This is a genomic window from Streptomyces sp. NPDC050264 (assembly GCF_040655895.1).
Classification (GTDB): Bacteria; Actinomycetota; Actinomycetes; order Streptomycetales; family Streptomycetaceae; genus Streptomyces.
The window spans coordinates 249250-265608 of the sequence record NZ_JBFAKV010000002.1 but is presented as its reverse complement, the minus strand read 5'-3'; the positions used below and the strand labels follow the sequence as shown (position 1 = coordinate 265608).

12 protein-coding genes and 1 pseudogene are annotated in these 16359 nt (G+C 70.1%); 5 read left to right on the top strand and 8 right to left on the bottom strand.

The window, feature by feature from the left end; translation table 11 throughout:
- Positions 1–8 precede the first annotated feature (8 nt).
- Positions 9–1148, bottom strand: a complete 1140-nt coding sequence (gene sucC, locus AB0J02_RS03970) for an ADP-forming succinate--CoA ligase subunit beta (RefSeq protein ID WP_363191966.1) — start codon at positions 1146–1148, stop codon at positions 9–11.
- Between the two features lie 189 nt (positions 1149–1337).
- On the opposite strand from sucC, the gene AB0J02_RS03965 reads away from it, so the two are divergent.
- The 5 genes from AB0J02_RS03965 (at position 1338) to AB0J02_RS03945 (ending at position 9319) form a co-directional block, all read left to right on the top strand.
- Entirely contained in the window at positions 1338–3032 is a 1695-nt protein-coding gene (locus AB0J02_RS03965; RefSeq protein ID WP_363191965.1) for a thiamine pyrophosphate-binding protein, read from the top strand.
- A 15-nt stretch (positions 3033–3047) separates the two neighbouring features.
- Positions 3048–4277 carry a formyl-CoA transferase gene (gene frc / locus AB0J02_RS03960; protein ID WP_363191964.1) on the top strand — a complete coding sequence of 410 codons (1230 nt, stop codon included), beginning with the start codon at positions 3048–3050 and terminating at the stop codon, positions 4275–4277.
- A gap of 3 nt (positions 4278–4280) precedes the next feature.
- Positions 4281–6434: an acetate--CoA ligase family protein gene (locus tag AB0J02_RS03955; protein ID WP_363191963.1), complete on the top strand. Its 2154-nt coding sequence runs from the start codon at positions 4281–4283 to the stop codon at positions 6432–6434.
- A 121-nt stretch (positions 6435–6555) separates the two neighbouring features.
- Positions 6556–7941, top strand: coding sequence for an OFA family MFS transporter (locus AB0J02_RS03950; protein WP_363191962.1), 1386 nt, complete (start codon positions 6556–6558; stop codon positions 7939–7941).
- 1 nt (position 7942) lies between these two features.
- On the top strand, positions 7943–9319 hold the full coding sequence (locus AB0J02_RS03945) for an OFA family MFS transporter (protein WP_363191961.1): 1377 nt from the start codon (positions 7943–7945) through the stop codon (positions 9317–9319).
- A 79-nt stretch (positions 9320–9398) separates the two neighbouring features.
- On the opposite strand, the gene AB0J02_RS03940 is transcribed toward AB0J02_RS03945, so the two are convergent.
- The 7 genes and pseudogenes from AB0J02_RS03940 to AB0J02_RS03910 form a co-directional block, all read right to left on the bottom strand.
- Positions 9399–10589 carry a sugar phosphate isomerase/epimerase family protein gene (locus AB0J02_RS03940; RefSeq protein WP_363191960.1) on the bottom strand — a complete coding sequence of 397 codons (1191 nt, stop codon included), beginning with the start codon at positions 10587–10589 and terminating at the stop codon, positions 9399–9401.
- Positions 10590–10725: 136 nt separating this feature from the next.
- Complete coding sequence (locus AB0J02_RS03935) at positions 10726–12111, bottom strand: nucleotide pyrophosphatase/phosphodiesterase family protein (protein WP_363191959.1); 1386 nt, start codon at positions 12109–12111, stop codon at positions 10726–10728.
- Complete coding sequence (gene eboE, locus AB0J02_RS03930) at positions 12108–13280, bottom strand: metabolite traffic protein EboE (RefSeq protein WP_363191958.1); 1173 nt, start codon at positions 13278–13280, stop codon at positions 12108–12110. The genes AB0J02_RS03935 and eboE overlap by 4 nt, the downstream gene beginning before the upstream one ends.
- Positions 13281–13283: 3 nt before the next feature.
- Positions 13284–14135 carry a TatD family hydrolase gene (locus AB0J02_RS03925; protein WP_363191957.1) on the bottom strand — a complete coding sequence of 284 codons (852 nt, stop codon included), beginning with the start codon at positions 14133–14135 and terminating at the stop codon, positions 13284–13286.
- Complete coding sequence (locus AB0J02_RS03920; RefSeq protein ID WP_363191956.1) at positions 14135–14764, bottom strand: EboA domain-containing protein; 630 nt, start codon at positions 14762–14764, stop codon at positions 14135–14137. The genes AB0J02_RS03925 and AB0J02_RS03920 overlap by 1 nt, the downstream gene beginning before the upstream one ends.
- A complete protein-coding gene (locus AB0J02_RS03915) occupies positions 14761–15633 on the bottom strand; it encodes a sugar phosphate isomerase/epimerase family protein (RefSeq protein ID WP_363191955.1) in 873 nt (290 codons plus the stop codon). Before AB0J02_RS03915 ends, AB0J02_RS03920 begins: the two co-directional genes overlap by 4 nt.
- Positions 15630–16359: pseudogene (locus AB0J02_RS03910) on the bottom strand (prenyltransferase); the annotation flags it as partial. The pseudogene AB0J02_RS03910 and the gene AB0J02_RS03915, both read right to left, overlap by 4 nt.

Genomic DNA, 16359 nt, shown 5'->3' with positions numbered 1-16359 from the left:
CCGGCTCCTTAAAGGGGGTTGGCGGTGCGGGCGAGGTCGGCGGCCTGCCGCGCGGCGTCGTCCATCGTGGCGGCCTGCCGGATCAGCGGATGGGCGCGGTCGTCGAGGATGGTGCGGCCGCGCGCGGCGTTGTTGCCGTCGAGCCGGACGACGAGCGGCTTGGTCAGCCGGACGCTGCCGAGGGCTTTCACGATGCCGTCGGCGACGGCGTCGCAGGCGGTGATGCCGCCGAAGACGTTGACGAGGACGGACTTCACGGCCGGGTCGGAGAGGATGACGTTCAGGCCGTCGGCCATGGTCCGGGCGGAGGCGCCGCCGCCGATGTCGAGGAAGTTGGCGGGGCGGGCGCCGCAGCCGGCGACGACGTCGAGGGTCGACATGACGAGGCCCGCACCATTGCCGATGACGCCGACCTCGCCGTCCAGCTTCACGTAGTTGAGGCCCTTGGCTGCCGCCTCGGCCTCCAGCGGGTCGTCGTGGGCGACCTCCCGCGTGCCCCAACGCTCGCGCCGGAAGCGGGCGTTGTCGTCGAGGGTGACCTTGCCGTCCAGGGCGAGAATCTGCCCGTCCGCCGTGCGTACGAGGGGGTTCACCTCGACGAGGACGGCGTCCTCGCTGGTGAGTACGGCCCAGAGCCGGACGAGGACGTCGACGGTCTGCGGGGGAAGTCCGGCCGCCTCCGCGATCTGTGCGGCCCTCGCGGTGGTGACGCCTTCGGCCGGGTCGACGGGGATACGGGCGACGGCCTCGGGCCGGGTGGCGGCGACCTCTTCGATCTCCATGCCGCCCTCGGTGGAGGCGATGGCGAGGAAGGTGCCGGCCATGCGATCAAGGACGTAGGAGACGTAGAACTCGCGCTCCATGTCGACGGGTTGGGCCAGCATCACCGTGCGCACGGTGTGGCCCTTGATGTCCATGCCGAGGATCTGACGCGCCGTGATCTCGGCCGCGGCCGGGTCCGCGGCGAGCTGGACGCCACCTGCCTTGCCGCGGCCTCCGGTCTTGACCTGCGCCTTGACGACGACGCGGCCGCCGAGCCTGCGCGCGATCTCGCGTGCCTCCTTCACGGAGTCGGTGACCTCGGCCCGCGGCACCAAGATGCCGTGTTCCGCGAAGAGTTCCCTTGCCTGGTGCTCGTACAGGTCCATATCGGCTCCTGACTCGAAAGTGCCGCACGCCCCCTGGACACCACCGATCGGATGCGGGATAACAAGGTTCATACAGTATTCGTCGACTGTATGCAATGTACGAGCGACGCACCAGAGCCGTGCCGGAGTCGTGCCTGCCACGTCCCCGACCTGCTCTTTCAACCCCCTACGAAGGGACGGGACTTCGTCATGCCCCAGTCCGATGCGGACCACGGCCAGGAACAGATCTCCGGTGGGCATCTGGTCGCCAAGGCACTCAAGGCCGAGGGTGTGGAGGTCATCTACACCCTGTGCGGCGGCCACATCATCGACATCTACGACGGCTGCGTCGACGAGGGCATCGACGTCGTCGACGTACGGCACGAACAGGTCGCCGCGCACGCCGCCGACGGCTACGCACGCATCACCGGCAAACCAGGCTGCGCCGTGGTGACGGCCGGGCCCGGCACCACGGACGCCGTCACCGGCGTCGCCAACGCGTTCCGCGCGGAGTCACCGATGCTGCTCATCGGCGGCCAGGGAGCCCACACGCAGCACAAGATGGGGTCTCTGCAGGACCTTCCGCACGTCGACATGATGACCCCGATCACCAAGTTCGCGGCGACGGTGCCGGACACCGCACGGGCGGCCGACATGGTCTCCATGGCGTTCCGCGAGTGCTACCACGGGGCGCCCGGACCCTCCTTCCTGGAGATACCGCGCGACGTACTCGACGCGAAAGTGCCGGTGGAGAAGGCGCGGGTGCCCAAGCCCGGCCAGTACCGGGCCTCCACCAAGTCCGCCGGAGATCCGGAGGCCGTCGAGAAATTCGCCGACCTCCTGGTGCACGCCGAGAAGCCGGCGATCCTGCTCGGCAGCCAGGTGTGGACGACGCGGGGCACCGAGGCCGCCATCGACCTGGTGCGCACCCTGAACGTCCCCGCCTACATGAACGGCGCCGGTCGTGGCACCCTGCCGCCCGGCGACCCGCACCACTTCCAGCTGTCGCGCCGCTACGCGTTCGCCAACGCCGACCTCATCATCATCGTCGGCACGCCCTTCGACTTCCGCATGGGCTACGGGAAGCGGCTGTCGCAGGACGCGACCGTGGTGCAGATCGACCTCGACTACCGCACCGTCGGCAAGAACCGCGACGTCGACCTCGGCATCGTCGGCGACGCGGGCCTCGTCCTCGAGCAGGTCGCCGAGGCCGCCTCCGGGCGCATCAACGGCGGCGCCGCCAAGCGCAAGGAGTGGCTCGACGAACTGCGCGCCGCCGAGCAGACGGCGATCGAGAAGCGCCTTCCGAGCCTGCGCTCCGACGCCTCCCCCATCCACCCCTACCGGCTCGTCAGCGAGATCAACGACTTCCTCACCGAGGACTCGATCTACATCGGCGACGGCGGCGACATCGTCACCTTCTCCGGGCAGGTCGTGCAGCCCAAGTCGCCCGGCCACTGGATGGACCCCGGCCCGCTCGGCACACTCGGCGTCGGCATCCCCTTCGTCCTCGCCGCCAAACAGGCACGGCCCGACAAGGAGGTCGTCGCCCTGTTCGGCGACGGCGCCTTCTCCCTGACCGGGTGGGACTTCGAGACGCTCGTGCGCTACGACCTCCCCTTCGTGGGGATCGTCGGCAACAACTCCTCGATGAACCAGATCCGGTACGGCCAGAAGGCCAAGTACGGCGACGAGCGCGAGCGCGTCGGCAACACCCTCGGCGACGTCCACTACGACAAGTTCGCCCAGATGCTGGGCGGTTACGGCGAAGAGGTCCGCGACCCCGCCGACATCGGCCCGGCGCTGCGCCGCGCGCGCGAGTCCGGCAAGCCGTCCCTGATCAACGTCTGGGTCGATCCGGACGCGTACGCCCCCGGAACCATGAACCAGACCATGTACAAGTAGTGAGGTGAGTCCCTCGTGACCAAGGCTCTCGAAGGCATACGCGTCCTCGACATGACCCACGTCCAGTCGGGGCCCTCCGCCACCCAGCTCCTCGCGTGGCTCGGCGCGGACGTCGTCAAACTGGAGGCCCCGACCGGGGACATCACGCGCAAGCAGCTGCGTGACATCCCGGACGTCGACTCCCTCTACTTCACGATGCTCAACTGCAACAAGCGCAGCATCACCCTCAACACCAAATCGGAGCGCGGCAAGGAGCTGCTGACCGAGCTCATCCGCCGCTCCGATGTGATGGTGGAGAACTTCGGGCCCGGCGCCGTCGACCGCATGGGGTTCACCTGGGACCGCATCCAGGAGATCAACCCGCGGATCGTGTACGCGTCCATCAAGGGGTTCGGCGAGGGCCCGTACACCAACTTCAAGGCGTACGAGGTCGTGGCCCAGGCGATGGGCGGGTCGATGTCGACCACCGGCTTCGAGGACGGACCGCCGCTCGCCACCGGCGCCCAGATCGGTGACTCCGGGACCGGCATCCACGCGGTCGCCGGCATCCTGGCCGCCCTGCTCCAGCGGGAGAGCACCGGGCGCGGGCAGCGCGTGAACGTGGCCATGCAGCACGCGGTGCTCAACCTGTGCCGCGTCAAGCTGCGCGACCAACAGCGCCTCGCGCACGGCCCGCTGGCCGAGTACCCGAACGAGGACTTCGGCGACGAGGTGCCGCGCTCCGGGAACGCCTCGGGCGGCGGACAGCCCGGCTGGGCCGTGAAGTGCGCGCCCGGCGGACCCAACGACTACGTGTACGTGATCGTGCAGCCGGTGGGCTGGCAGCCCCTCAGTGAGCTGATCGGGCGGCCCGAACTGGCCGGCGACCCCGAGTGGGCGTCCCCGGAAGCACGCCTTCCCAAGCTCAACAAGATGTTCCAGCTGATCGAGGAGTGGTCCTCGACGCTCCCCAAGTGGGAAGTCCTGGAGAAGCTCAACGCGCACAACATCCCGTGCGGCCCGATCCTCTCCACCAAGGAGATCATCGAGGACGCCTCGCTCGTCGCGAACGAGATGGTCGTCGAGGTGGAGCACCCGCAGCGCGGCTCCTTCACGACCGTCGGCTCCCCGCTCAAGCTCTCCGACTCCCCCGTGAACGTCACCAGTTCCCCGCTGCTCGGACAGCACAACGAAGAGGTCTTCGTCGGCGAACTCGGTATCGGCGACGAGGAGTTGCTCCTGCTCAAGTCGAACGGAGTGATCTGATTGATGGCCGAGGACCGCGAGCTGACGGTACGCGCGCTGCTCGACGCCGTACGGGCCGAGGGACGCGCGGCGCTCACCGCGCCGGAGGGGAAGGTGATCGCCGACGCGTACGGGATCGCCGTCCCCGGTGAGGACCTGGCGACCGACGTCGACGAGGCGGTGGCGGCCGCGGCACGCTTCGGCAAGCCCGTGGTGCTGAAGATCGTCTCCCCCGACATCCTGCACAAGACCGATGCGGGCGGTGTCGTCGTGGGGGTGGAGGGCGCGGCCGACACACGTGCCGCGTTCCACCGGATCATCGAGAACGCGCGCGCGTACGCGCCGGATGCCCGCATCGAAGGCGTCCAGGTGCAGGAGCTGCTGCCGGCGGGGCCGGACACGCAGGAGGTCATCGTCGGGGCGGTCACCGACCCGACGTTCGGCAAGGTCGTCGCCTTCGGGCTCGGCGGCGTGCTGGTGGAGGTGTTGAAGGACGTCACCTTCCGGCTCGCCCCGCTGACCGCCGACGAGGCCGTCGGGATGCTCGACTCCATCGGCGCGGCCGAGGTGCTGCGCGGGGTGCGGGGCGCGCGGGGCGTCGACCGGTGGGCGCTGGCCGAGCAGATCCGCCGGGTCTCCCAACTGGTCACGGATTTCCCGGAGATCGCCGAGGTCGACCTCAACCCGGTCATCGCGACGCCCGAGGGCGCGGTCGCCGCCGACATCCGGGTGATCCTCGCCGAGAACGCGCCGAAACCTAGGCGTACGTACACACGCGAGCAGATCCTCACGTCGATGCGGCGCCTCATGCAGCCGCGCTCGGTCGCCGTCATCGGTGCCTCCAACGAGCAGGGCAAGATCGGCAACTCGGTCATGCGCAACCTCGTCGACGGCGGTTTCTCCGGGGAGATCCATCCGGTGAATCCCAAGGCCGACGACATTCTGGGCCGCAAGGCGTACAAGAGCGTCACGGATGTCCCCGGTGACGTGGACGTGGCGGTCTTCGCGATCCCCGCCAAGTTCGTGGCAGCGGCCCTGGAGGAGGTGGGGCGCAAGGGGATCCCGAACGCGGTGCTCATCCCGTCCGGCTTCGCGGAGACCGGGGAGCAGTCCCTCCAGGACGAGATCGTGGCCATCGGCGAGCGGCTCGGGGTGCGGCTGCTGGGGCCGAACATCTACGGCTACTACTCGACGTGGCACGATCTGTGCGCCACGTTCTGCACGCCCTACGACGTGAAGGGCGGGGTCGCCCTCACCTCGCAGTCCGGTGGCATCGGGATGGCGATCCTCGGCTTCGCGCGCACCACGAAGACGGGCGTCTCGGCGATCGTGGGGCTCGGCAACAAGTCCGACCTGGACGAGGACGACCTGCTGACCTGGTTCGGCGAGGACCCCAACACCCAGTGCATAGCGATGCACTTGGAGGACCTCAAGGACGGACGCGCCTTCGTGGAGGCCGCGCGGGCGACCGTGCCGAAGAAGCCCGTCGTCGTCCTGAAGGCCGGGCGGACGGCCGCGGGCGCGAAGGCCGCCGGGTCGCACACGGGCGCCCTGGCCGGCGACGACGCCGTCTACGACGACATCCTCAAACAGGCCGGCGTCATCCGGGCCCCGGGCCTGAACGACATGCTGGAGTACGCGCGGGCGCTGCCCGTACTGCCCACCCCGCAGGGCGACAACATCGTGATCATCACGGGTGCGGGCGGATCCGGCGTACTGCTGTCGGACGCCGTGACGGACAACGGGCTCCAACTGATGGAGATCCCAGCCGACTTGGATGCCGCCTTCCGGGCGTTCATCCCGCCCTTCGGGGCCGCGGGCAACCCCGTCGACATCACAGGAGGCGAGCCGCCGTCGACGTACGAGGCGACGATCCGCCTCGGCCTGGAGGACCCGCGCATTCATTCGCTCGTGCTCGGCTACTGGCACACCATCGTCACCCCTCCCATGGTCTTTGCGGAGGTAACGGCCCGCGTGGTGCGGGAGTTCCGGGAGCGCGGCATCGAGAAGCCCGTCGTCGCGTCACTCGCCGGGGATGTCGAGGTCGAGGAGGCCTGCCAGTACCTCTTCGAGCGCGGCGTGGTCGCGTACCCGTACACGACCGAGAAGCCGGTGGCCGTGCTGGGCGCCAAGTACCGGTGGGCCCGCGCCGCCGGGTTGCTGGGGGGCGGTCGATGAGCTGAGGGATACGGGTCCGGCCGGCGGTGTGCGCCGGCCGGACCCAGGACCCGCGCGCACACGAAAGCAATTTGGACAGGGGGCGCTGGCCGAATCTTTCGATGCAAGGGGTGCGACCGTCATGACCACAACCGATCTACCCGCTTCAGTCCCCTACAGGGAGGTGGCGGATGTAAACGGCCGGGTGTACCGGGTCGGCGAGACCGATATCGACATCATGGGCCGCAAGCGCAAGTGGATGGTGATCCTGCCCTGGGTGGGCATGATGGGGATCTCCTCCGCCGAGTACGCGTTCGCGTCCGCAGAGGACACCTTGCACACCGCGCACGACTGGAACAGCCTGCACATCTTCTGGATGATGACGGTGTGGGTGTTCTTCCAGGCCGCTGTGGCCTTCCCCGCGGGCAGGCTGCGTGAGAGCGGCAGACTGCCGGCCCGCTGGGCGATGATGATCGGCGCTTCGGGCACCTTCATGGGGTACCTGGCGCTGGCCCTCGCCCCGCACGTCGTCCTCGCCTACATCGGCTTCAGCGTGCTGAGCGGCATGGGCGCGGGCATGGTGTACGCCACCTGCGTCAACATGGTGGGCAAGTGGTATCCGGAGCGCAGGGGCGGCAAGACCGGCTTCGTGAACGGCGGCTTCGCCTACGGTTCGGTGCCGTTCGTGTTCCTGTTCACCGGCTACATGGACCTGACCAACTTCCGCTGGGTGCTGCTCTCGGTGGGCGTCCTGCTCGCCGCGATGGTCGCGACCGCCGGCTACTTCTTCAAGGACCCGCCGAAGAACTGGTGGCCCGCGACCATCGACCCGCTCCACCCGCCGGAGGACCCGCGCGCGCGTCGCTCCCTGGAGAAGAACCCTCCGGCGGTCAAGCAGTACACCCCGATGGAGGCCTGGCGGACCGGCCGGGTGGCGCTCATGTGGTTCTGTCTGGCCTGCACCTCCGGAGTGAACATCTTCGGCATCGCCTTCCAGGTCGACATCGGCGAGGAGGCGGGCTTCGCCGGCGGGATCGTGGCCACCGCGATGTCGCTCAAGGCGATCGTCAACGGCACCGGGCGCGGTGTCATCGGCTGGCTCTCCGACCGTTACGGCCGCAAGCAGTGCCTCCTCGCCGTGTGCGTCATCCTCGGGCTCGCCCAGTTCGGCATTCTGTGGTCGGCCGAAGCGAAGAATCTGCCCCTGTTCCTGATCTTCTCGGCGGTCTCCGGCTTCGGCGGCGGCGCCATCTTCCCCATGTTCGCGGCCCTCACCGCGGACTACTTCGGCGAGAACAACAACGCGACCAATTACGGCATGGTCTACAGCTCCAAGCTCGTCTCCGGTCTCGGCGCGGGCCTGGGCGCCCTGGTCGTCGGCGCCTGGGGGCACTCCGGCGCTTTCATGCTCGCGGGCTGCATCTCGTTCTTCGCCGGCTTCGTCGCGCTCTTCCTGTCCCCGCCCGGCAGGCCCAAGTCCCGTGACATACGACCCAATCCGCAACCGCTCGGTGAGGAGATGGCTTGATATGACGGCGGAGCCCATCGCCGCAGGAAGTACTGCACCGGCAACCGGCACAAGATACCGAGAGATAACCGACGAGAACGGCCGCGTCTATCGCGTGGGCGAGACCGACCGCGACATCCTCGGTCATTCCCGCAAATTCATGGTGTATCTGCCATGGGTCGCGATGATGGCCATCAGTGTGTCCGAGTACGCGTACGGCTCGGCGGAGGACACCCTGTCCAGCGCCCACGGCTGGACGCAGTCGAACACCTTCTGGATCCTGAGCATCTGGGTGTTCTTCCAGGCGGGCATCGCCTTCCCGGCCGGCTGGCTGCGGGAGAAGGGAATCCTGACCGCCAAGAGGGCGACGATGATCGGCGCCTTCATGTGCATGCTGGGCTTCCTCGCCCTCTCCCACTTCCACAATGTGTGGCTGGCGATCCTCGGTTTCGGCGTCATCGGCGGACTGGGCTCCGGCCTCGTCTACGCGACCTGTATCAACATGGTCGGCAAATGGTTCCCGGAACGTAAGGGCGGCAAGACCGGATTCGTCAACGGCGGCTTCGCGTACGGGTCCTTGCCGTTCATCTTCATCTTCAACTACGGCTTCGACACGTCGAACTACCACCGGGTGCTCGACATGATCGGGGCGTACGTCCTGGTCGTCGTTCTGGTCTGCGCCTTCTTCTTCAGGGATCCCCCGAAGAACTGGTGGCCGTCCGGGGTCGACCCGCTGGCCAAGACCGGCTCGGGCAAGAGCGAGAAGAGCCTCGCCAAGAATCCGCCCGCGGTACGTCAGTTCACGCCCAAGGAGGCGATCAGGACCGGGATGCTGCCACTGATGTGGCTGAGTCTGGTACTGACGGCCGGTGTGTCGATCTTCGGTATCTCTTTCCAGGTGGACTTCGCCAAGGAGGTCGGTTTCGGTCCCTTGGTCGCGGCGTCCTCGATGGGCGTGATGGCGGTCATCAACGGCGTCGGCCGCGCGGTTGTCGGCTGGCTGTCGGACATCATGGGCCGCAAGCCGAGCCTCGTCTTCGTGATCGTCGTCCTCGGGCTCGCCCAGTTCGGCGTGATCTGGGCGGGCGACATCCGCAGCGAGTGGCTCTTCCTCGTCTTCGCCTTCCTGTCGGGCTTCGGCGGCGGCGCCTTCTACCCGATGTTCGCGGCGCTGACCCCGGACTACTTCGGCGAGAACTACAACGCCACCAACTACGGCCTCGTCTACAGCGGCAAACTCGTCAGTGGCCTCTTCGGCGGCGGCCTCGGCTCGATGGTGGTCGCCGCATGGGGCTACAACGGGGCGTACGCGCTGGCCGGCGGGATATCGATGGTCGCGGCGGCGGTCGCGCTGCTGCTGCGCCAGCCGGGAAGGGAGCGGGACGCGACCGCGCGGTAGGCGACAGTAAGTACTGGTGCGCACGGAGAGGGGCCCGGCCTGATGGCCGGGCCCCTCTCCGTGCCCGGTGCGCGTACGGTCAGCGCTTCTTGCGCAGCGCAGCCAGGTTGTCGTACGCGGTCTTCGCGTACTTCAGGGACTGGCCGAGGTCCGTGCCACTGGGCGCGTTGTCCTGCTCGACCATGGGGTTGCGGTAGTTCTTCTCGCCTACGCGGCTGAAGAAGGTGCGGTAGTCGATGACGCCCTCACCGAAGACCCCCATGTCGTAGCCCTCCCCGCTCGTCTCGTTGCGGGTGCCGTCCTTGGCGTGGAACAGGGGGTAGCGCTTGTTGTGGCGGACGACGAGCCCGGCCGGGTCGAAGACCTTCTCCCGCTGGGAGCCGTCGTGCGCGGTGTACGTGTGGAACTTGTACTGCGCGACGTGTGCCCAGAAGATGTCCATCTCCAGCCAGACCGTCCTCGGGTCGGTGCCCTTGAGGAAGTACTCCAGCTTGCGGATGCCGGAGCTGCGGGTCGGGCGGCCCTGCGCGTCGAGCGGACCGCCGTCGAGCAGGAAGCCGTACGCCGCGTCGTGGTTGTGGGTGTAGAGCTTGATGCCGGCCTTGTGCGCGAGGTCGCCGAGGGCGTTCCACTTGTCGGCGGCGACGTCCCAGTCCGCCTTGTAGGAGCTGTTGGTGGGGTCGCCACCGGTCCCCATGTGGTCCATGCCGAGGATGTTGGCGATTTCCAGGTGCTTCTTGAACGTGTCGATGTCGGCCTGGCTGAGCGGCCACGACGACGGGATGAAGCCGTGGTTGCCCTGGGCGCGCAGACCGTACCGGTCGAGCCAGGAGCGGAGCAGCTTGGCGCCGGCGACGGACTCGAGGTTGGCGCCGCCGGGAGCGTTGGCGTGCTGACCGTATCCCGCGAACTCGACCTGCTTGTACCCGTAGCGGGCCAGCTCCTTGAAGACCTCGCGGAAGCCGGAGGGCAGGTCGGTGGCGAGCGGGTCGCGGCCGGTCGCGTCCCGCACGGTGTAGAGGATGATGCCGCGCTTGTCCGCGGGTACGAGTGCGCTGCCGCCGCCGTGACCGCCGTGGTCGTGGCCGTGTCCATGCCCGTGACCACCGCCGCCTGTCTGCGGCTGGGCGAAGGACGGTGCGGCGCCGAACACGGGCGCGGCGATCGCACCCGCGGCGACGGCGGTGCAGGTGCTGAGGAAGCGGCGGCGGTCGAGGCCGAGACGCTGTCTGAGAGCGTCGGCGGCGGGGGTGTCCTGGAAGTCGGTCACGGGTGCCTCTCTTCGACGTGCGGGTGGACATGGCGGACAGGTCGTATTCGCTGACGCCTCTGGCGTGTTGTCAGTGGCGCGTGCTTCACTCTCTGTAACTGGTCCTGGTCAGGAGCGGGTTGGGCCGAGGTCTGCCTCAGCCGAGGCCGGCCAGGTCGAGCAGGAGCGATTTCACAGCGGTGGCCGGGACCCGGCCGGGAAGTGCGTGGGGGGTGGAGCTGATGATGAGCGGACCGTCGTCGTCGCTCGTGGGGAGGCGGCCGTGGCTGCCTCGAATAGGTGCGGGGTCGAGGGGCACGACCGCCATGCGGTAGCGCAGCCCCAGCTTCTTGCGGGCGAGCGCGCCCGCGGCCTTGACCTTGACGTAGGGGTCGCGGGGATCCATGAACAGTTCGACCGGGTCGTAGCCGGGTTTGCGGTGGATCTCGACGAGCTGCGCGAAGTCGGGCGCACGGGCGTCGTCGAGCCAGTAGTAGTACGTGAACCAGGCGTCGGGTTCCGCGATCGCGACGAGTTCGCCGGAGCGCGGGTGGTCGAGGTGCTGCTCCTTCTTGCCCTCGTCGTCCAGGAGTTGCTCGATGCCGGGCAGACCGGCGAGGGCGGCGCGGGTGGCGTCGAGGTCCTCGGGGCGGCGTACGTAGATGTGGGCGATCTGGTGGTCGGCCACGGCGAACGCCCGTGAGGTCATCGGGTCGAGGTACTCCATGCCGTCCTGCGTGTGCACTTCGAGGAGGCCGGCGCGGCGCAGGGCCCGGTTGATGTCGACGGGGCGGTCGGCGCGCGTGATGCCGTACTCGGACAGGGCGACGACGGTGCGTCCCTCGGTCCTGGCGTCGTCGAGGAGGGGGGCGAGGGCCGTGTCGAGTTCGGCGGCGGCCCGGTGGGCGCGGGGGTCGTCGGGGCCGAAGCGCTGCAGGTCGTAGTCGAGGTGAGGGAGGTAGCACAGGGTGAGGTCGGGGTGCCGGGTCGCCATGACGTGGCGGGTGGCGTCGATGATCCATTGGCTGGAGACGATGTCGGCGCCGGGGCCCCAGAAGTGGAAGAGGGGGAACGTGCCGAGTTTGTCGGTCAGTTCGTCGTGCAGGTCCGGGGGCCGGGTGTAGCAGTCGGGTTCCTTGCGGCCGTCGGCGTAGTAGACGGGACGGGGGGTGATCGTGATGTCGGTGTCGGCGCCCATGGCGTACCACCAGCAGATGTTGGCGACCGTGTATCCGGGGTGGGCGCGGCGGGCGGCGTCCCAGAGTTTGTCGCCGGAGACGAGGCCGTTGTGCTGGCGCCACAGCAGGACGTCGCCGAGTTCGCGGAAGTACCAGCCGTTGCCGACGATGCCGTGCTCGGAGGGCATCGTGCCGGTCAGGAACGTGGACTGGGCGGCGCAGGTGACGGCGGGCAGCACGGTGCCGAGAGGCGCGCGGGAGCCGGACCGGCCGAGCGACTTGAGGTGCGGCATGTGGTCGAGGAGACGGGGGGTGAGGCCGACGACGTCCAGGACGAGGAGCGGGGTGGGGCGGGTGTCCGTCATGGCAGCTCCTTGAGGCCGAGGTCGGTCAACAGGTCGCGGGCGAGGGCGAGTTCGGCGGCGATGCCGTCGGCCAGCTGGGTCCTGGCCCGGGGGCGCAGTGCGGGCGGCAGGGCCTGCCAGGTGTACGTCTCGACTTCGAGGTGCTGGGTGAGCGGGCGCGCCCCGCCGACGAGGCGGGCCAGCGTCTCCTGGAGGACGGGGAGCGTGGAGGTGAGCGGGGCGGCGGGGGCCGCGTGCAGGGGGACGTGGAAGTGGGCGCGCCACGGTGCGGTGTCCGGCAGGGCGGCGCCGTCGAGGGCGGGGCCGAGGTCGTCGGTGCCGTGCAGACCGTCGGGGGTGACGGTGCGGGTCTGGTGCAGGAAGCGGGGTTCGTCGAAGGCGGCGAGCGCCTCACGGACTTCGGGGAGATGGGGGTGTTCGGCATGCAGGGCGGCGGAGAGCTGCGATTTGACGACAGGGACGTGGGCGGCGGCGAGGCCGTCCAGGGCGGTGCCCGGGTCCTCGAAGGAGGTGGCGAGGTGGCAGGTGTCGAGGCAGAGACCGATGCGGTCGGGACGGCCGATGGCGGTGAGCGGGGCGATGGCGTCGGCGGTGGTCTGGACGGTGCAGCCGGGCTCGGGCTCCAGGCCGATGCGGATCGACTTGCCGGTCAGCTCCTCGAGGGCGTCGAGTCGTTCGGCGAGGGCGGCCAGGGCGATGCGGGCGGCGTCGGCGCGCTGCTCGTCGTAGGCGGTGCGCCAGGCGAGCGGCAGGGTGGAGATGGTGCCTTCGGTGACGTCGGCGGGGAGCAGCGCGGCGAGGAGGCGGGCCAGGTCGCTGGTGTGGGCGAGGCGGTCGGGATCGGCCCAGTCCGGCTTGTAGACGCGGTACTTGACCTCTTCCGCGCCGAACCCTTCGTAGGGGAAGCCGTTGAGCGTGACGACTTCGAGGCCGCGCCGGTCGAGTTCCGCGCGCAGGCCGCGCAGCGCCGCCGGGTCGGCGGTCAGGGTGCGGGCGGCGTTCTTGGCGAGCCACAGGCCGATGCCGAGGCGGTCGCGGCCGAGGCGTCTGCGGACGGGCTCGCAGTGGTCGCGGAGCTGGGCGAGAACGCCGTCGAGGGTTTCGGCGGGGTGCACGTTCGTGCAGTACGCGAGGTGGACGGTGGAGCCGTCGGGGTGGCGGAAACGCATGCGTCACGCCCCTCCGCGCAGGATGGAGTTGCCTTCGTGGGTCGCTTCCGGCGTTGTCACCGCGCCGAGTTGGAGGCGGCCGCTCAGACCGTAGAAGGCGACCGGGTTGCGCCACAGGACCTGGTCCACGTCGTCTTCGGTGAAGCCGGCGGCGAGCATCGCGTCGGCGACCTTGCGCGTCTTGAGCGGGTCGCTCTTGCCCCAGTCGGCCGCCGAGTTGACGAGGACCTTCTCGGATCCGTAGGAGCGCAGGATCTCCACCATGCGGTCCTCGTCCATCTTGGTGTCGGGATAGACGGAGAAGCCGAGCCAGCTCCCGGCGTCCTTGGCTTCTTTGACCGTGGTCTCGTTGAGGTGGTCGACCAGGACGTGGTCGACGGGGAGCGCGGACTCGCGGACCACGTCGAGAGTGCGGCGCAGGCCGGCGAGCTTGTCGCGGTGCGGGGTGTGGACGAGCGCGGGCAGTTCGTGGTCGGCGGCGAGCTGCAGCTGTGCGGCCAGCGCGGTGTCCTCGGCGGGAGTCATGGAGTCGTAGCCGATCTCGCCGACGGCGACGACGTTGTCCTTGACGAGGTAGCGCGGCAGGGCGTCCAGGACGGGCGTGCAGCGCGGGTCGTTGGCCTCTTTGGGGTTGAGGGCGATCGTGCAGTGGTGCGCGATGCCGTACTGGGCGGCGCGGAAGGGCTCCCAGCCGAGGAGCGCGTCGAAGTAGTCGTAGAAGGAGTCGGGCGAGGTACGGGGCTGGCCGAGCCAGAAGGCGGGCTCGACGAGGGCGCGGACCCCGGCCGCGTACATGGCCTCGTAGTCGTCGGTGGTGCGCGACGTCATGTGGATGTGGGGGTCGAAGATGCGCATCAGGACTCCTCCGTCGCGGGTGCCGTCAGGGTCAGCACGCGGTGCAGGTCCTCGGGGACGGGCCGGCCCGCGGCGGTGCGTTCCTCGGCGAAGTCGCCGAGCATGCGGGCGAGTTCGGCGTCGCCGTGGGCGCGTGGCCGCAGTGCGGCGACGGCGTCGACACGGACGCCGGTGAAGAGGCATTTCAGGACGGCGTGCCGCCAGTCGTGGGCGGGCAGGTGCTCGGCGGCGTACGGGCCGACGGCGGCGGCGACGAGACGGGTGTCGTTGGTGCGCAGCGCGTCCTCGACGAGCGGCAGCCCTTCGGGGCCCGGCACGAGGTGGGGCAGTGCCTCCAGGACGGCGCGGCGTTCGGCGGCGGTGCCCTGCGCGTACAGCCGGGTGAGGGTGTCCGCGTCGGCGCGGGCAGCGTGCAGCAGGAGCACGCGGGTGGCGTCGGCGTGGTCCTGGCCGGAGCGGCGGCCTGCCTCCGCGAACCTCAACTCCCAAACCGGCGGAGTCTTCTCGTCGGGGGCGCCGGTGTGTGCCGCGGCTTCTGACAGGGCTTGGTCGAGCCAGGTTCGGGCGGCCGCCGTCAGCTCCGTGTCGAGGTGGGCGCGGAGTGCGGCGACGGTGGTGGGCCGTGTCATGCGCTGCCTCCTCGTGCTGTTGCTCGGAGGAACTCCAGCGATCGGGCCGCCAGTTGGGGGCCCGCGTGGGAGTGCCGGGGCAGTTCGACCACGGTCAGGCCCTGGTAGCCGGTGGCGGCGAGCGCGTCGAGCACCGGCGGGAAGTCGATCTCTCCGTCACCGAACGGCAGGTGTTCGTGGACGCCGCGGCGCATGTCCTCGATCTGGACGTGTCGCAGCCAGGGGGCCGCCGCGCGCACGCAGTCGGCGGGCGGGTCCGGTTCCAGGCACTGGCAGTGGCCGATGTCGAGGGTGAGGCCGAGGGCGTCGGGGCTGCCGAGGGCGCGGCGCAGCTGGTGGAAGTCGGCGAGCGTGGCCAGGAGGTGGCCGGGTTCGGGCTCGATGGCGAGGGGGACGCCGGCGTCGGTGGCGGCCTCCACGACGGTGCCGAGTTCGTCGGCGAGGTGCTTCCACGCGGTGCCCGGGTCGGTGCCTTCGGGGGTGATGCCGCTGAAGCAGTGCACCGCGTGGGCGCCCAGATCGGCGGCGACCTGGACGGCGCGCAGGAGCAGCCGGGTGCGGGCCGCGCGGGCGTCCGGGTCGGGATCGAGGAGGGAGGGGCCGTGTTTGCGGCGCGGGTCGAGGACATAGCGGGCGCCGGTCTCGATGGTGGCCGTGAGCTGGTACCGCTCCAGGGTGCGGGCAACCTGGCGGGTGCGCTGCGCGAGGTCCGGGGTCAGCGGGTCCAGGTGCATGTGGTCGAGCGTGAGGCCCACGCCGTCGTAGCCGAGGTCGGCGAGGAGGGCCAGGGCGTCGTCGAGGCGGAGGTCGGTGAGGCCGTTGGTGCCGTAGCCCCAGCGCGGGGCGCTCCTCTGCGGGTGGTGGCTCATGTGACGCTCACCTTCTTCGCGAAGCGGCGGGCCAGCGGGGCCAGGGCGGCGGTGGCCAGGGCCGATCCGGGCGACCCCGCGCGTGCGGCGAGGGCTGCCTGGAGCGGGATCATGGCGCGGATCCCGGCGCCGACGGCCCGCTGGGTCAGGGGTGGGGAGGGGTTGAGGGCGGCGTGGAGGAGGGGGCGGACCGCGGTGGCCGCGTACGCGGTGGGACCCGGCAGGCCGAGGGGGGCTGCCGCGCCTCGGCCCGCCGGGAGTTTGAGGAGGTGTGCGGTCAGCACTGCCGTGGTGGCCAGGGCCGCCGCGGGGGCGAGAGGTGTGCCGCCTGTCGTCTCGTTGCGGGAGACGGTGGTCACGGCGGCGGTGTGGACGGCCAGGGTCAGGGCCGCGGGTGCCGCTGCGCCGAGGCTGCTCGGGCCGGGGCGCTGGATGCCCCCCGCACCGGCACCGGCGCCGGCGCGAGCACCGGTACCCGCACCGAACCCGGCGTCCTGCGAACCCGCCGCGCCCAACAGCAGGCCGAGGCGCCCGACCCCGGGCACCACCGCCGCGAACCGGCCCGAGCGAGCACGCCGGACGCCGCCAGCGCCAGCGCCGGCGCGAACACCGGTACCCGCACCGAACCCGGCGTCCTGCGAACCCGCCGCGCCCAGCAGCAGGCCGAGGCACCCGACCCCGGGCACCACCGCCGCGAACCGGCCCGAGCGAGCACGCCGGACGCCG